General features: G+C 62.4%; 14 protein-coding genes. 9 read left to right on the top strand and 5 right to left on the bottom strand.

The window, feature by feature from the left end:
- Positions 1–78 precede the first annotated feature (78 nt).
- Positions 79–930 carry a YihY/virulence factor BrkB family protein gene (locus tag AC0L2L_RS14140; RefSeq protein ID WP_027167445.1) on the bottom strand — a complete coding sequence of 284 codons (852 nt, stop codon included), beginning with the start codon at positions 928–930 and terminating at the stop codon, positions 79–81.
- Positions 931–989: 59 nt separating this feature from the next.
- On the opposite strand from AC0L2L_RS14140, the gene AC0L2L_RS14135 reads away from it, so the two are divergent.
- The 7 genes from AC0L2L_RS14135 (at position 990) to AC0L2L_RS14105 (ending at position 6581) form a co-directional block, all read left to right on the top strand.
- Positions 990–1856 (top strand): SDR family oxidoreductase, encoded by an 867-nt coding sequence (locus tag AC0L2L_RS14135; RefSeq protein WP_473579186.1) that lies wholly within the window; start codon positions 990–992, stop codon positions 1854–1856.
- A 25-nt stretch (positions 1857–1881) separates the two neighbouring features.
- Positions 1882–2073, top strand: coding sequence for a twin transmembrane helix small protein (locus AC0L2L_RS14130; RefSeq protein ID WP_473579185.1), 192 nt, complete (start codon positions 1882–1884; stop codon positions 2071–2073).
- Positions 2074–2091: 18 nt separating this feature from the next.
- The gene (locus AC0L2L_RS14125; RefSeq protein WP_473579184.1) at positions 2092–2673 is read left to right on the top strand and encodes a cob(I)yrinic acid a,c-diamide adenosyltransferase; all 582 of its coding nucleotides are present in this window, start codon (positions 2092–2094) and stop codon (positions 2671–2673) included.
- A 21-nt stretch (positions 2674–2694) separates the two neighbouring features.
- The gene (locus AC0L2L_RS14120; RefSeq protein ID WP_473579183.1) at positions 2695–3504 is read left to right on the top strand and encodes a rhomboid family intramembrane serine protease; all 810 of its coding nucleotides are present in this window, start codon (positions 2695–2697) and stop codon (positions 3502–3504) included.
- A gap of 162 nt (positions 3505–3666) precedes the next feature.
- Entirely contained in the window at positions 3667–4416 is a 750-nt protein-coding gene (locus tag AC0L2L_RS14115; protein WP_473579182.1) for an electron transfer flavoprotein subunit beta/FixA family protein, read from the top strand.
- A gap of 157 nt (positions 4417–4573) precedes the next feature.
- On the top strand, positions 4574–5503 hold the full coding sequence (locus tag AC0L2L_RS14110; RefSeq protein WP_473579181.1) for an electron transfer flavoprotein subunit alpha/FixB family protein: 930 nt from the start codon (positions 4574–4576) through the stop codon (positions 5501–5503).
- Positions 5504–5702: 199 nt separating this feature from the next.
- Positions 5703–6581 carry a 3-hydroxybutyryl-CoA dehydrogenase gene (locus tag AC0L2L_RS14105; protein ID WP_473579180.1) on the top strand — a complete coding sequence of 293 codons (879 nt, stop codon included), beginning with the start codon at positions 5703–5705 and terminating at the stop codon, positions 6579–6581.
- A 159-nt stretch (positions 6582–6740) separates the two neighbouring features.
- Here AC0L2L_RS14105 and AC0L2L_RS14100 read toward each other — a convergent pair whose 3' ends face one another.
- The 4 genes from AC0L2L_RS14100 to AC0L2L_RS14085 all read right to left on the bottom strand — a co-directional run bounded on the left by AC0L2L_RS14100 (position 6741) and on the right by AC0L2L_RS14085 (position 11187).
- On the bottom strand, positions 6741–8717 hold the full coding sequence (locus AC0L2L_RS14100; protein WP_473579178.1) for a PAS domain S-box protein: 1977 nt from the start codon (positions 8715–8717) through the stop codon (positions 6741–6743).
- A gap of 152 nt (positions 8718–8869) precedes the next feature.
- Positions 8870–9508 carry an NrsF family protein gene (locus AC0L2L_RS14095; RefSeq protein ID WP_473579177.1) on the bottom strand — a complete coding sequence of 213 codons (639 nt, stop codon included), beginning with the start codon at positions 9506–9508 and terminating at the stop codon, positions 8870–8872.
- Between the two features lies 1 nt (position 9509).
- Positions 9510–10046 carry a sigma-70 family RNA polymerase sigma factor gene (locus AC0L2L_RS14090; protein ID WP_473579176.1) on the bottom strand — a complete coding sequence of 179 codons (537 nt, stop codon included), beginning with the start codon at positions 10044–10046 and terminating at the stop codon, positions 9510–9512.
- A gap of 121 nt (positions 10047–10167) precedes the next feature.
- The gene (locus AC0L2L_RS14085; RefSeq protein WP_473579175.1) at positions 10168–11187 is read right to left on the bottom strand and encodes a hypothetical protein; all 1020 of its coding nucleotides are present in this window, start codon (positions 11185–11187) and stop codon (positions 10168–10170) included.
- A gap of 94 nt (positions 11188–11281) precedes the next feature.
- Here AC0L2L_RS14085 and AC0L2L_RS14080 point away from each other — a divergent pair, with 94 nt between their 5' ends.
- The gene (locus tag AC0L2L_RS14080; protein ID WP_473579174.1) at positions 11282–11935 is read left to right on the top strand and encodes a GNAT family N-acetyltransferase; all 654 of its coding nucleotides are present in this window, start codon (positions 11282–11284) and stop codon (positions 11933–11935) included.
- Complete coding sequence (locus tag AC0L2L_RS14075; RefSeq protein WP_473579173.1) at positions 11932–13146, top strand: cytochrome P450; 1215 nt, start codon at positions 11932–11934, stop codon at positions 13144–13146. Before AC0L2L_RS14080 ends, AC0L2L_RS14075 begins: the two co-directional genes overlap by 4 nt.
- Positions 13147–13249: the final 103 nt, after the last annotated feature.

Raw genomic sequence — 13249 nt, 5'->3', positions numbered from 1 at the left:
TCTCCAGTCCTTCAGTTCTCCAATTCCTCAGTTCCTCAGTTTCTTCAATTCCCCAGTTCCCCTTCCCCTGGCGCCAACTCACCCGACCCGCGCGCGCGCCTCCAGATAGCGGCTGATCGCGGCGTTGAGCTCGCCGCCGAGAATGAAGATGGCCGAGATGATGTAGAGGAACACCACCGCGATCATGATCGAGGCGAGCCCGGCATAGGTCGTCACATAAGAGGAGAAATGGTCGAGATAGGCGGCGAAGACGGTCGAGCCGGCCAGCCATGCGACCAGCGTGAAGACGATGCCCGGTATGATCGAGACGAAGCGGCGCTCGCCGGCCGGCAGCCAGATATGCACGGCGAATAGCCCGATGACGATGACCGTCGAGGCGATCACGTAGCGCCATATGGTGATCGTGCCCATGTACGGCTTGATCCATTCCAGATGCGCTTCCGCGAGTCGCGCCAAGAGCGGCGCAAACACCAGAAGCACGCTGACGGCAAGGAAGCAGGCGGTCGCGATCAGGACGAAGATGATGCTTTGCACCCTGCGGTGGATGATGCCGCGCGTCTCGGTGACCCGATAGGCGCGGTTGAGTGACGTGCGCAGCGCCTCGATGCCGTTCGAGGCGAAATAGGCCGCAAGCAGCACGCCATAGGTCAAAAGGTCGGTGCGCCGCACGGTGAGCACGTTCAGCACCTCATGCGCGATCGGCTTGGCGATCTGCTCCGGCCATGTGTCGAAGACCAGGTGCACCGCCGTGTCAGCGAAGGCGCGCGCGCCGAGGAAGCTGGCGAGCGTGGTGGCGAAGATCAGGAACGGAAACAGCGCCATCAGCGAGGTGATCGCCAGATGGCTGGCCATCGCCCAGCCGTCATCGGTGTTGAAATGGCCGATCGCATCGTAGAGCACGCGCTTGAGGGCAACGATATTCCGCAGCAAGGGGCCCGCGCTCCGCTCGATTGTGTCGACGCCGCGAATATGGGAAGTGATTGCGGCAAATGGCAACCCCAGGTCTCACAACGCGCCCCGCCGCCAAAGAGTTGCGCACCGTCATCGTCACCGGAGCCTCCTCCGGCATCGGCGCCTATTGCGCGCGGGCGTTGAAGGCGGAAGGCTGGCGGGTGTTCGCCACGGCGCGCAAGCCGGCCGACATCTCGGCCCTTGAGGCGGACGGCATAGAGGCCTTCTACCTCGACTATCGCGAACCCCAGTCCATCGCATCACTGGTCGAGGCGGTGCTTGAACGCACTGGTGGCACGCTTGATGCGCTGTTCAACAATGGCGCCCACGCCCAGCCCGGCGCCGTCGAGGATCTGCCGGTCGCGGCGTTGCGCGAGCAGTTCGAAGCCAATTTCTTCGGCTGGCATGATCTCACCCGCCGCGTCGTGCCGGTCATGCGCCGCCAGGGACACGGCCGTCTCGTCCACTGCTCGTCGATTCTGGGACTGGCGCCTGTCCGCTTCCGTGGCGCCTATTCGGCGTCCAAACACGCCGTCGAAGGCCTGATGCTGTGCATGCGCCAGGAGCTCGAAGGCAGCGGCATCCACCTCTCGCTCATCGAACCGGGACCGGTGACATCGAAGATCGCCAGCAACGGCCTGCCCTGGTTCCTCAGGAATATCGACATCGAGAATTCCGTACATCGCGCCGATTATCAGGCGCAGCTCGCCCGGCTTCAGGCCGGCGGCAGCGTGTCGAAGCTGAAACCGGGGCCGGAGATCGTGCACAGGGCGCTCCGCCACGCGCTTCTGTCACAGCGCCCGCGCCCGCACTATGTGGTAACGGTGCCGGCTAAGATCGGCGCGGTGCTGAAACGCATCCTGCCGGCATCCCTGCTGTACCGCCTGCTCGCCAGGCGCGCCTGACCGAAACCGAACCGGAGCCAGCCAGATGGTCATCGTCTTCAAGATCCTCGCCGTCATTGCGATGGCCGCGGTAGTGATCGTGCTGGTTCGCGGCCTGATCAACATGATGCGCGGCGGCTCCGGCATGACCTCGAACAAACTGATGCAGACGCGCATCGTGCTACAGGCCGTGGCCTTGGCGCTGCTCTTGCTGGTGGTCTATTTCACGCGCAAATAGCGGTCTCAGGGGGACGGCGTGGTCAAGCTCAACAAGATCTACACCCGTACCGGCGACGACGGCACCACCGGGCTCGGCACCGGAGAGCGGCGGTTGAAATCAGACCTGCGCGTCGACGCCTATGGCACCATCGACGAGGCCAATGCCTGCATCGGCATGGCCCGCCTACACACAGGCAGCGAGCATCCGGCGATCGACGCCATGCTGTCGCGCATCCAGAACGATCTGTTCGATCTGGGAGCCGATCTCGCCGTGCCGGACGACGGCAAGCCTTTGGAATATGAGCCGCTGCGCATCGTCGCCGCCCAGACCACGCGCGTCGAACAGGACATCGACCTGCTCAACAAGGGCCTGCAGCCACTGAAATCCTTCGTGCTGAACGGCGGCACGCCGGCGGCGGCCGCGCTCCATCTTGCCCGCACCGTGGCGCGCCGCGCCGAGCGCCTCATGGTGGCGCTGGCCCAGGATCCGGCCGAGCATGTCAACCGCGAGGCGCTGAAATACATCAACCGCGTCTCGGATTTCCTGTTCGTCGCCGCCCGCGCCGTCAATGACAATGGGAAGGCCGACGTGTTATGGGTTCCCGGCAAGAACCGCTGAATCCGAAGGCGGGAGGGTCCGATGTTCATCCCGCTCTACGACACCAACAGGCTACGCCACATCCGCCTGCAATATGTGACGATTGGCCTGATCGTGGTGAATGCGCTGGCCTATCTGGCGACCACGCTTGGCGGTGAAAACTTCACCAATGCCGCGGTTCTCGGTCTCGGCTTCATTCCGTCGGTGGTTCATGACAAGGTCGAGCTGTCGCCCGAATTCGTCGTCATCCCCGAGAGCCTCAGCTACCTCACCTATTCCTTCCTGCATGCCGATATCTTCCATCTCGGCGGCAACATGCTGTTCCTGTGGGTGTTCGGCGACAATGTCGAGGATGCGCTCGGCCACATACGCTACCTGATCTTCTATCTGCTCTGCGCCGTCGCCGGCGCCTTCTTCCAAGGGCTGGTGGCCTGGGATTCGCAGGTGCCGTTGATCGGCGCCTCGGGCGCCATTGCCGGCGTCGTCGCCGCCTATCTGATCCTTTATCCGCGGGTGAAAGTCTGGGTGCTGGCTTTTGCCCGCATTCCGCTGCGTATCCCCGCCTTCATCCCGCTGATCCTGTGGATCCTGTTCCAGGTCGTGATGTTTGCCGCCGGCGGCGAGGACCAGATCTCCTGGGCCTGCCATATCGGCGGCATCATCGCCGGGTCGATCCTGGTGCTGGTGCTGCGCAGCCGCGGCGTGCCGCTGCTGGCCGGCGCCGACGGCGAGCCCGACCCTACGCCGAACGTCCAGCAGCCGCCGGTTCCCGTCGAGCCGGCCGCAAGCGACGGCACTCCGGCGCAGCCGGCGTCGCAATGGGGCCGTGGAGCAGCGACGTCCAGGGACTGAACCGATTTGGGTGCGTCGTGGGATATTGACGCGCCGATTTGCCGCCACTACGGAAACGGCACCGTTGGGCGGATATTCCGTCCGTAATGTCGGCTTTCGACAACTCTGACAGGGCGCACGCTGCTATAGCGCCCCGACTATCTCAGGAGAGGTGACAGTAAAATGAAGATCCTTGTGCCCGTGAAGCGGGTTGTGGACGCCAACGTCAAGGTCCGGGTGAAAGCCGACGGGCTGGGCGTCGAGCTGGCCAACGTCAAGATGGCGATGAACCCGTTCGACGAGATCGCGGTCGAGGAAGCGATCCGCATCAAGGAAGCCGGCAAGGCTGAAGAAATCATCGTCGTTTCGGTCGGTCCGCAGCAGGCGCAGGAAACCCTGCGCACCGCGCTCGCCATGGGCGCCGACCGCGCCATCCTGGTCAAGACCGACGAGCAGACCGAGCCGCTCGGCGTCGCCAAGGTGCTGAAGGGCGTCGTCGAGGCCGAGAAGCCCGGCCTCGTCATCCTCGGCAAGCAGGCGATCGACGACGATTCGAACCAGACCGGTCAGATGCTGGCCGCGCTGCTGGGCTGGGCGCAGGGCACCTTCGCCTCCAAGATCGTGCTCGAAGGCGACAAGGCCAAGGTGACGCGCGAAGTCGACGGCGGCCTGCAGACCGTCGAGCTGAAGATGCCGGCGATCGTGACGGCGGATTTGCGCCTGAACCAGCCGCGCTATGCCTCCTTGCCCAACATCATGAAGGCCAAGAAGAAGCAACTCGACGAGAAGAGCCCGGCCGACTACGGCGCCGACGTCAAGCCGCGCCTCAAAGTGGTCAAGACCGAGGAGCCAAGCGGCCGCAAGGCGGGCGTTAAGGTCAAGTCGGTGGCCGAACTGGTCGAGAAGCTGAAGAACGAAGCCGGCGTGCTCTGAGGAAATCCGATGAGGCCGGCCTGCAAACGGCTGGCTTCTGCGCTTCCGGTGCTCACGTACGGATGTACGCTCCGCTCCGGTTCTCGAAACCAACCGTTTTCGGCTCGGCCTGACCGGATTTCAGGGAGCCTCGAAGACGAAAGTCAGGGATAAGACAATGGCAATTCTCCTCATTGCGGAACACGACAACGCAACCCTTTCCGACCAGACCGCCAAGGCGCTGTCGGCGGCCCTGCAGATCGGCTCGGACGTCGATGTCCTGGTGGCCGGCAAGGGCGCCAAGGGCGCGGCCGACGCCGCCGCCAAGCTGAAAGGCGTGCGCAAGGTGCTGCTCGCCGAAGCCGACGAGCTTGCCGAGCGCCTAGCCGAGCCGCTGGCCGCGCTGGTCGTTTCGCTCGCCGGCTCCTATGACACGATCGTCGCGCCGGCCACCTCGTCGGGCAAGAACGTCGCCCCGCGCGTGGCAGCACTCCTCGACGTCGCCCAGGTCTCGGAGATTATCGAGGTCGTTTCGCCCGACACCTTCAAGCGACCGATCTATGCCGGCAACGCCATCCAGACCGTGCAGTCGACCGACGCCAAGAAGGTCATCACGGTGCGCACCGCCTCCTTCCAGGCCGCGCCCGAAGGCGGCTCCGCCTCGGTCGAAGCGGCGAACGCCGCCGCCAATCCCGGCCTCTCGTCCTTCGTCGAGAACAAGCTCTCGGAGAACGATCGTCCGGAATTGACCTCGGCCAAGATCATCATCTCGGGCGGCCGCGCGCTCGGTTCCTCGGAGAAGTTCCAGGAGGTCATCCTGCCGGTCGCCGACAAGCTCGGTGCAGCCGTTGGCGCCTCGCGCGCCGCGGTCGATGCCGGCTACGCGCCGAACGACTGGCAGGTCGGCCAGACTGGCAAGGTGGTCGCCCCCGACCTCTACATCGCCGTCGGCATCTCCGGCGCCATCCAGCACCTGGCCGGCATGAAGGATAGCAAGGTCATCGTCGCCATCAACAAGGACGAGGAAGCCCCGATCTTCCAGGTCGCCGACTACGGCCTGGTCGGCGATCTCTTCGTCATCCTGCCGGAGTTGCAAAAGGCGCTTTGACGCCGCCGGTTCCGGCATATTAAAATCCGAAGGGTGGGGTAGACGAAGTCGCCCCGCCCTTTTAGTTTGCGCTGCACAAAAAGCGGGCCATCAAGGCCCGAAGCTGTCCGGCGGTTTTTGCATCCGGATGGCGGAAAAGAAACAAATAGGAGCGTTTCCGCATTTCAAAGAAGCGGAATGCTCCAGACGGGATCGGGGTATGAGCAAGATCGAGACGATCGGCATCGTCGGCGCGGGTCAGATGGGTGGCGGCATCGCCCATGTCTCGGCGCTGGGCGGCTACAAGGTCCTGATCCACGACGTGTCGCCCGACCGGATCGAGAAGGGCATCGCCACCATCAGCGGCAACATGGCTCGTCAGGTTGGCTCCGGCAAGCTCGAGGAAAAGGCGCGCAACGACGCGATGGCGCGCATCTCGGCCGCTCCAGCCATGGCTGACCTCGCCGCCGCCGATCTGGTGATCGAAGCGGCGACCGAGGACGAGACGGTTAAGCGCAAGATCTATGCGCAGCTCTGTCCGCAGCTCAATCCGGAAGCGATCCTGGCCACCAACACCTCGTCGATTTCCATCACCCGGCTGGCGGCGCAGACTGACCGGCCGGAACGCTTCATCGGCATACATTTCATGAACCCGGTGCCGGTGATGAAGCTGGTCGAACTGGTGCGCGGCATCGCCACCGAGGACCAGACCTTCGAGGCGGCCAAGAGTTACGTGAAGCACCTCGACAAGACGATCACCGTCTCCGAGGATTTCCCGGCCTTCATCGTCAACCGCATCCTTTTGCCGATGATCAACGAGGCGATCTACACGCTCTACGAAGGCGTCGGTACGGTCGATGCCATCGACACCGCCATGCGGCTCGGCGCCAACCATCCGATGGGACCGTTGCAGCTCGCCGACTTCATCGGCCTCGACACCTGCCTGTCCATCATGCAGGTGCTGCATGACGGCCTGTCGGATTCGAAATACCGTCCCTGCCCGCTGCTGGTGAAATATGTCGAGGCGGGCTGGCTCGGCCGCAAGACCGGGCGCGGCTTCTACGACTACCGCGGCGAGCATCCGGTGCCGACGCGCTGATCTTTTTCGGTTGAACGCCTAGAGCAATTCCAGGAAAAGTGTGAAGCGGTTTTCCGTCCCGAATTGCGTCAAAACAAAGAGATAGAGCGGGTCGCCGTTTCCATGAAACGGTGAAACGCGCTAAAGCAGGTCGCGTGAATCCTTTTCACGGGACCTGCTTTAAGACGCCGCGGCGAGCGGCGGATGCGTCGCGCCGCCTTTCGAAATTTCGCCGGGCGGAACTTCGTCGGGCGCCGCGGAAACGCAGCCGCGGCCAGCCGCCTTGGCGGCGTAGCAAGCGGCGTCGGCGCGGGCGATGATCTCGTCCACTTCGCCGCAGCCGGCGCGGATCGGCGCAAGCCCGATGCTGGCGCCGATCGAATGTGGGCGCCCGTCCCAGGCGAAGTTGAGGCTGCGGATGGCATCGATGATCGAGCGCGCCGCGATCGGCCCGCGCGCCGCGACGCCCGATTTGAGGATGACGGCGAACTCGTCGCCGCCGAGCCGTGCGACAATGTCTTCCGGACCGAGCACATTGCGCAGGGTGTCGGCCACGCGCTTGAGCAACGCGTCGCCCGCGGCATGGCCGCCGGTGTCGTTGACTGCCTTGAAGTGGTCGAGGTCGACGAACATGAACTGATGCTCGCCGCCATTGAGGCGGCATTGGTCGATCAGCTCCTCCATCGTGCGGATGAAGCTTGAACGGTTGGCGAGCCCGGTCAGCGCGTCATGGGCGGCCGCGTAGGCCAGCTGGCGCTGCAGTGCGCGCGCGTCGGTGAAATCCTGGAAGACGATGACCAGGCCGCAGAACTCGTCGCGGTCGTTCATGATCGGCGACACCACCTGGCGGATGCTGCAGCGCGTGTCGTCGCGCCGCACGAGGACAGCGCGCGTGTTCTGGTCGCAGTGAGGCCGCTCGCTCGCCGAAGGGCGCGTCAGGCCGATTCGCTGCCCGCTTTCCTCGTCGACCGCCCAATAGACATGGCCGAGCACCTTTCCCAGGGCTTCGTCGACTTCGACGCCGGTGAGCTTTTCCGCGACCGGGTTCATGAAGGTGACGCGGTTGGCGGCATCGGTGCAGATCACCGCGTCGCCGATCGACTGCAGCGTCACCTTGAGACGCTCCTTCTCGTCGGCCAGCATTGCCGCCGAAACCATCAGCCGCGCCTCGGCTTCCTTGCGCTCGGTGATGTCGGTCAGGCTGCCAATAGCGCGGATCAGCCGGCCCTCCGCGTCACGCTCGATCGTCTTGCCGCGGTCGAGGATCCAGACCCAGTGGCCGTCCTTGTGACGCATCCGGAACTCAGCTTCGAAGAAAGGCGTCTCGCCGGAAAGATGCGCGCGATCCGCCTCCGCGACGCGTTCCCGATCGTCGGGATGGATCAGCGTCAGCCAGCGGTCGGGGTCGCCGTCGAGCTCGCCATCGGCATAGCCCAGCATCTTCACCCAGGTTTCGGAGTAGGTCGTGCCGCCCTTGCGCATGTCGAGGCTCCAGACGCCCTGTCCGGCACTGGTGAGCGCGAAATTCCATCGGGTCTCGGCCTCGGCAATGCGCGCCTCGGCCTGTTTGCGAGCATCGATGTCCTCGATCTGCGACACCAGATAGAGCGGCTTGCCGGTGTCCTCGTCGCGGATGACCGAGCCGGCGAGCTGTGCCCAGACCGGGGTCCCGTCTCTCCTGAGATAGCGCTTTTCGAAATGGTAGGAGCTGATCCTGCCTTCGCTCACGCTCAGCATCGTCTCGCGGCCGATCAGCAGATCGTCGGGATGCGTGATCTGCGGGAAGGTCAGCGCCTCGATCTCCGCGCGGCTGTAGCCCAGCATGGCGGCGAAGGCAGGGTTGGCCTGCTGGATGCGCCCGTCGAGCCCGACAATGGCGACGCCGATCGCCGAATCTTCCATGGCGCGGCGGAAACGCTGCTCGCTCTCGGCGATCTGCCGGCGGTCGTCAACGATGCGGTGAATGAACAGCGCCGACAAGAACAGCGTCGCGGCGGTGACGGCGACTGAAATCTGCAGGCAGAGCCTCAGTGTGTCGGCGCCCAATTCAAGGCGCGGCAACAGGATCGATATGACGGCGGCAACAAGGCCGACCGTCAGCAGACCCCGCGCAGCGTGCCTGTCGGCACGAAGCCCTTTCCAGTTCGTCCACGCCACGAAGCGATCCCACCCAACACGCAACTGCACGTGCCACGACCCTGGCGGATCGGTTTTAAGGAATGGTTGCTTGGACGGTCGCGATCAACCTGCTAACCGGCAAACAATTGCCGGCATGATTAAGGGACTGTTTCGAACATCGCTCCTGGCAGCTACCAGCGCACGAAAAGCCGCCCGCCGATGGCCCCGAGTAGGGTAAGGAAGGCGATCGCGATCGTATACCAGGTGGCGACGAAGAGCGGCGAGTCGTCAAAGCAATGCGCGGCGTAGAACGTCGCCGCGAGCCCGCCCGCGAGCAGGCCGGCGACCGCGCCGGCGAGCACCGGCCGCGTCGGCGCGCCGTAACGCAGCATGCCCAGGAAGATCGCCAGCGGGCCGATGCCGATCAGCGGGATGAAGCTCATGCAGATCATCATGTTCGTGCCGACGAGCCGCTTGCCCCAGTCGGCCTCTGGCACGACAAAAAGCTCCAGAACCACCGCCAGCACGACCAGAAGTGGCGCCGCGGCCATCCAGGCCATCGCCCGCCTGGTCGAAGCACCTGGCATCGACAGCCCGCGGATCAGCGCGAAGGCGCTTGCCGCAAGCACCAGCGTAAACACGAATTTCGACATGAAGCGCATCGTGTGCATGGCCGGCATGATGTCGGGACGCGGTCCGATGGTCGCAAAGAAAACCGCCGCCGCGATCGCCACGGCCACGCCGACGGCCAGCCACCAGGCCTTGCCGAGCGGCATCGCCTTCTCGCGGGCATCGGCGTCGAGCGCCTTGATGAGATCCTCGGTCCTCATGTCACTGTCGTCCAAATCTTTTGGCAATCGCGGCGAGGCCGCGATGCAGCGACACGCGCACCGCCGTCTCGCTGATGCCGAGCTTGACCGCCGTCTCGCCGATCGAATGGCCGTCGACCGAAATCGAAGAGACCACCGAACGTTGCGCCGGCGGCAGGCCGTCGAGCGCCCGGTTGATGTCGCGGTCGCTGACCGTTTCCACCTCCGGCTCGGCGAAGGTTTCGGCGATCTCGTCGATCTCGACCTCGATGCGCCGCCCGCGCCGGCGAAACGCATCGATCAGCTTGAAGCGGGCGATCGCATAGATCCACGGCAACACCGGCGCGTCCGGCCGCCAGGTATGACGTTTCACATGAATGGCCAGCAAGGTTTCCTGCACGACATCCTCGGGATCGACCCCGCCCTGAACGATCTTGCGCCGGACAAAGCCGCGAACGAGAGCGGCGATCCGGTGCAGAAAGTCGGCGTAAGCCCTTTCGTCTCCCGCGATCGCGGCCCTGAGTAGCCCGGAGAGCTCGGCCTCATCCTTGCCGGTCACAAGAGTTTACCCCCGAAGTTCGCGTCTCGGCCCTGGTTTGTTACGTGGCCGACGAAATAATGTCCAAGCCAAACTACCGCAAAATCACGAAAGTTTGCGGCAATCCCGGGCAAAGGGTCAGCTAGGCTTTTCCGAGTCGTAGGGAGCTTTTCAAGAACTTCAGCCCCTTGCGGAAGGTCAGTTTGCAGCGTCTCTTCCGATATGTGCGTCGCAGCTCCGCAAGAATTTCCAGATGACTCTTTTCGATCTGAAGAATAGACGCCGGTTCTCGGGCCGAAGGCAGCGCAAGCAGGGCAGCGGCATGCATGTTGGCGTAAGGTGTTGAATCATACGTATCAAAAGGCGTCGGTGGGTAGCTCAATACTGTAGGATTTGTATTTATCTCGAACACTTGAACCCGGCCTTCCACGAAGGCATAATCGATACGGCCATACGAAATTTTGGCCATCTCGAAGATTTTCTCCAGTTCAACAGCATGAGGATTAGTGCGAACATATGCGCGATGCTCATCCAAATGTCGGCCCGACAAGCCTCGACCTGGATCTTTGATGAACCAATCCTTGTTCGCAAAACAGTGCTGAGCGTAGCTGGTCTCGCCGACCCGATAGGTTGAATATTTGCGATAGTATCCGTCGGCCTCAGGCTTAGATCCAAACTCGACGAGCATGGGGCTCGCCAAATTCAGCGTCTGAAGCTCGGCAAGGGCTGAATTGAGATCCGCCGGAGATCGCAGCAGGCGCGGCGCCTTGTAAGCAGCGCCAGTCTCGTCACGTAGAAACACCGGATACTGTAGCGTTTTTGGCAACGCGTCAGGCCTGAATACGCGAAAATCGTTGATCCCCTTATCGAAGAGCATTCGCAGCAGATCGTATCGCTGTAGGCTTTCCCGAGGATGATTGAGCTGAGTGACCGCGGGACGCTCCTGATCGATCTCGTCGCGAATTCTGGAAGCTCTGGCGATTTCGGTCGGGCTTAGGCGGTCCATGTCCGACCATATGATGGTCCCGCGCTCCACTTTCTGGAGCAACTCGATTTCGTCATACGGGACGAGACGGAAAACGCCCTGCAAGTCCGTTCGGTAATATAAAAGCAGACAAGCTTGCGTATAGGCATGCGACCGTTGGCAAACGTAGAAAATCATGAATGAAACCCGCCCCATCCCTAGATGCCCCAATGGCTGGCAAAATAAAAGCCTGCAACATATAAGGCGACGCTCGAGGAGCCGACTTTCAACAATGACGAAGATCACATTCCATCAGGTTGCTGAGGGCGACATTCCACGCATGACGGAGATGGAAGTCGCGGCGTGGGGGCCGCTCGGCGCAAGCGAGGCGACGATCCGCCGTCGCCTGTCGCTCGGTCACACGATGATCGCAGCTTTCCACAACGGAGGTGTCGTCGGTGCCGTGTGCTTTGTGGAAACCATTCAGAATCCGCACGACAAGGCAAGCTTTCCAGCGACGTTTTTGGGTTATACCTCCCTTCCTCGCTCTGCACCTCCCACCTCACTGTATGTCTACAATTTGGGTATTCGCCCGGAGCTCCGTGGCACCAACCTGTCGCGACGGCTATTGGCGCTCCTTGTCGATCATGGACGCCAGATCGGTGCGCGCTGGTTGGTCGGCGACGGACGCTGTCCTTCTTATGCTGGAGCCCAAGAAGATACGCCTGACAAGGTTGCGCAAAATAGCGGGTTCCGACAAACAATTGACGAATGGCACCGCAGCGGAACCATGCCATCAGTTGGCGCTTTGACCCAGGACCCTTTGCTAAAGTTCTACCACAGAATCCTGAAATGCGAATTTCTTCATCTGGCGCCGACCTTCCTTCCAGAGGACCTAAGTTCCGGCGGATATCGAGTCATTTTTGCGGTTGATCTGCGCAAATGATGCCCGATCCAGACCTGTTTGACCCGTTCGCACTCGGCAACGACCCTTTTCCGGCGTTCGCTCGTCGACGCGAGAGTGGCGGAGTCGCGTGGGGAAAGTCGCCATACCCGGAAGTGGGCGAGGCACTCTATGTGTTCAATCACCGGCTCGTTTCTGAGGCCTTGAAACATCCCCTCCTCCTGCAGGCGCCACCAGGCGCATATCAGGAGGTAAGGCAGAAGATTACCTCCAATGATGCGCTTGGTCTTCTGACGCGCTCCATGCTCCTGTCGGACCCGCCTCATCACCTAAACCTCCGGCGCCCATTGGCCGGCTCAATGGCTGCTTCAGCGAGCGCCGGCATGCTCCCAGGCCTTCAACGAGAGGCATCTGCTCTGGCTCGCGCCGCTGCAGTCGGTCAACAGTTCGATGCCATCCGGGACCTCGCCGTCCCGTTTTCGGTCGCTAACCTCGCAAATATTCTTGGTATCGTTATTGACGACCCTGTAGGGATAGCGGACCTCGCGCAACGCATGGCAAATGGGCTGGAGCTGAGGTGCGGGGCTGTCGACGAGGACGCGAACCAAGCCTGCCGGGAGCTATCGGAACGGGTAAATTACATCCTTGATAGCGGAGAAATTCACCCCGACGGACTGTCGGCCCGTATGCTTGCCGAAGCGGAGCTGGGTCGCTGGCAGAAGGGCGATGTTGTTGCCAATATAGTTTTTCTGCTTTTTGCGGGCCAAGCCACCGTAGTGGACACATTTGGGAACGCTCTGGTCGCGCTGTCGGCATTTCCACAGCAGTTGGATCTCATAGAAAAGCAGGGTGTGCCGTGGCAGGTCGCCGCCGAAGAACTGCTGCGTTACTGCGCCCCGGTTCATTATGCAGGGGCGCGCATAGCAGCCCAAGACCTGCAATTCGCTGGCCAATCAATCAAAGCAGGGCAAGCAGTGGTGCCCGTATTGGCCAGCGCCAACCGAGACAAGGCAGTTTTCCCCTCGGGCGACAGCCTGGACTTACGATCTCGTGTGTCGTCAACGCTCACATTCGGCACTGGCCTCCACATCTGCCTCGGACAGCACGTCGCGAGGTTGGAGCTAGCCGCCTTGCTTGAGGCTCTTTTCACGGTTGCTAGGGGCTGGCGCCTGGATTTGAGCGCGTACGTCAGACGACCATCGATACTTCTGTTCGGTCTGCAAACTGCGCCGATGGTGCGTTGCCCGGACTAACACGGATCACCTGACGCAATCTGAGCTGGTCACGCGATTTTGTATCAAAACACCGTTGGCCGCTAATTGAAGCAGCATCGCAATGTTGACTATGGTATTCAGG

Source organism: Mesorhizobium sp. WSM4832, from assembly GCF_055811115.1.
Note: the sequence above shows the minus strand (reverse complement) of the source record. Positions and strands in the feature narration are given on the sequence as shown.

Excerpts from the sequence above, each read along its gene's own strand:
- AC0L2L_RS14135 (WP_473579186.1), top strand. The coding sequence starts at position 990 with ATGGCAACCCCAGGTCTCACAACGCGCCCCGCCGCCAAAGAGTTGCGC.
- AC0L2L_RS14130 (WP_473579185.1), top strand. The coding sequence starts at position 1,882 with ATGGTCATCGTCTTCAAGATCCTCGCCGTCATTGCGATGGCCGCGGTA.
- AC0L2L_RS14120 (WP_473579183.1), top strand. The coding sequence starts at position 2,695 with ATGTTCATCCCGCTCTACGACACCAACAGGCTACGCCACATCCGCCTG.
- AC0L2L_RS14115 (WP_473579182.1), top strand. The coding sequence starts at position 3,667 with ATGAAGATCCTTGTGCCCGTGAAGCGGGTTGTGGACGCCAACGTCAAG.
- AC0L2L_RS14110 (WP_473579181.1), top strand. The coding sequence starts at position 4,574 with ATGGCAATTCTCCTCATTGCGGAACACGACAACGCAACCCTTTCCGAC.
- AC0L2L_RS14105 (WP_473579180.1), top strand. The coding sequence starts at position 5,703 with ATGAGCAAGATCGAGACGATCGGCATCGTCGGCGCGGGTCAGATGGGT.
- AC0L2L_RS14095 (WP_473579177.1), bottom strand. The coding sequence starts at position 9,508 with ATGAGGACCGAGGATCTCATCAAGGCGCTCGACGCCGATGCCCGCGAG.
- AC0L2L_RS14085 (WP_473579175.1), bottom strand. The coding sequence starts at position 11,187 with ATGATTTTCTACGTTTGCCAACGGTCGCATGCCTATACGCAAGCTTGT.
- AC0L2L_RS14080 (WP_473579174.1), top strand. The coding sequence starts at position 11,282 with ATGACGAAGATCACATTCCATCAGGTTGCTGAGGGCGACATTCCACGC.
- AC0L2L_RS14075 (WP_473579173.1), top strand. The coding sequence starts at position 11,932 with ATGATGCCCGATCCAGACCTGTTTGACCCGTTCGCACTCGGCAACGAC.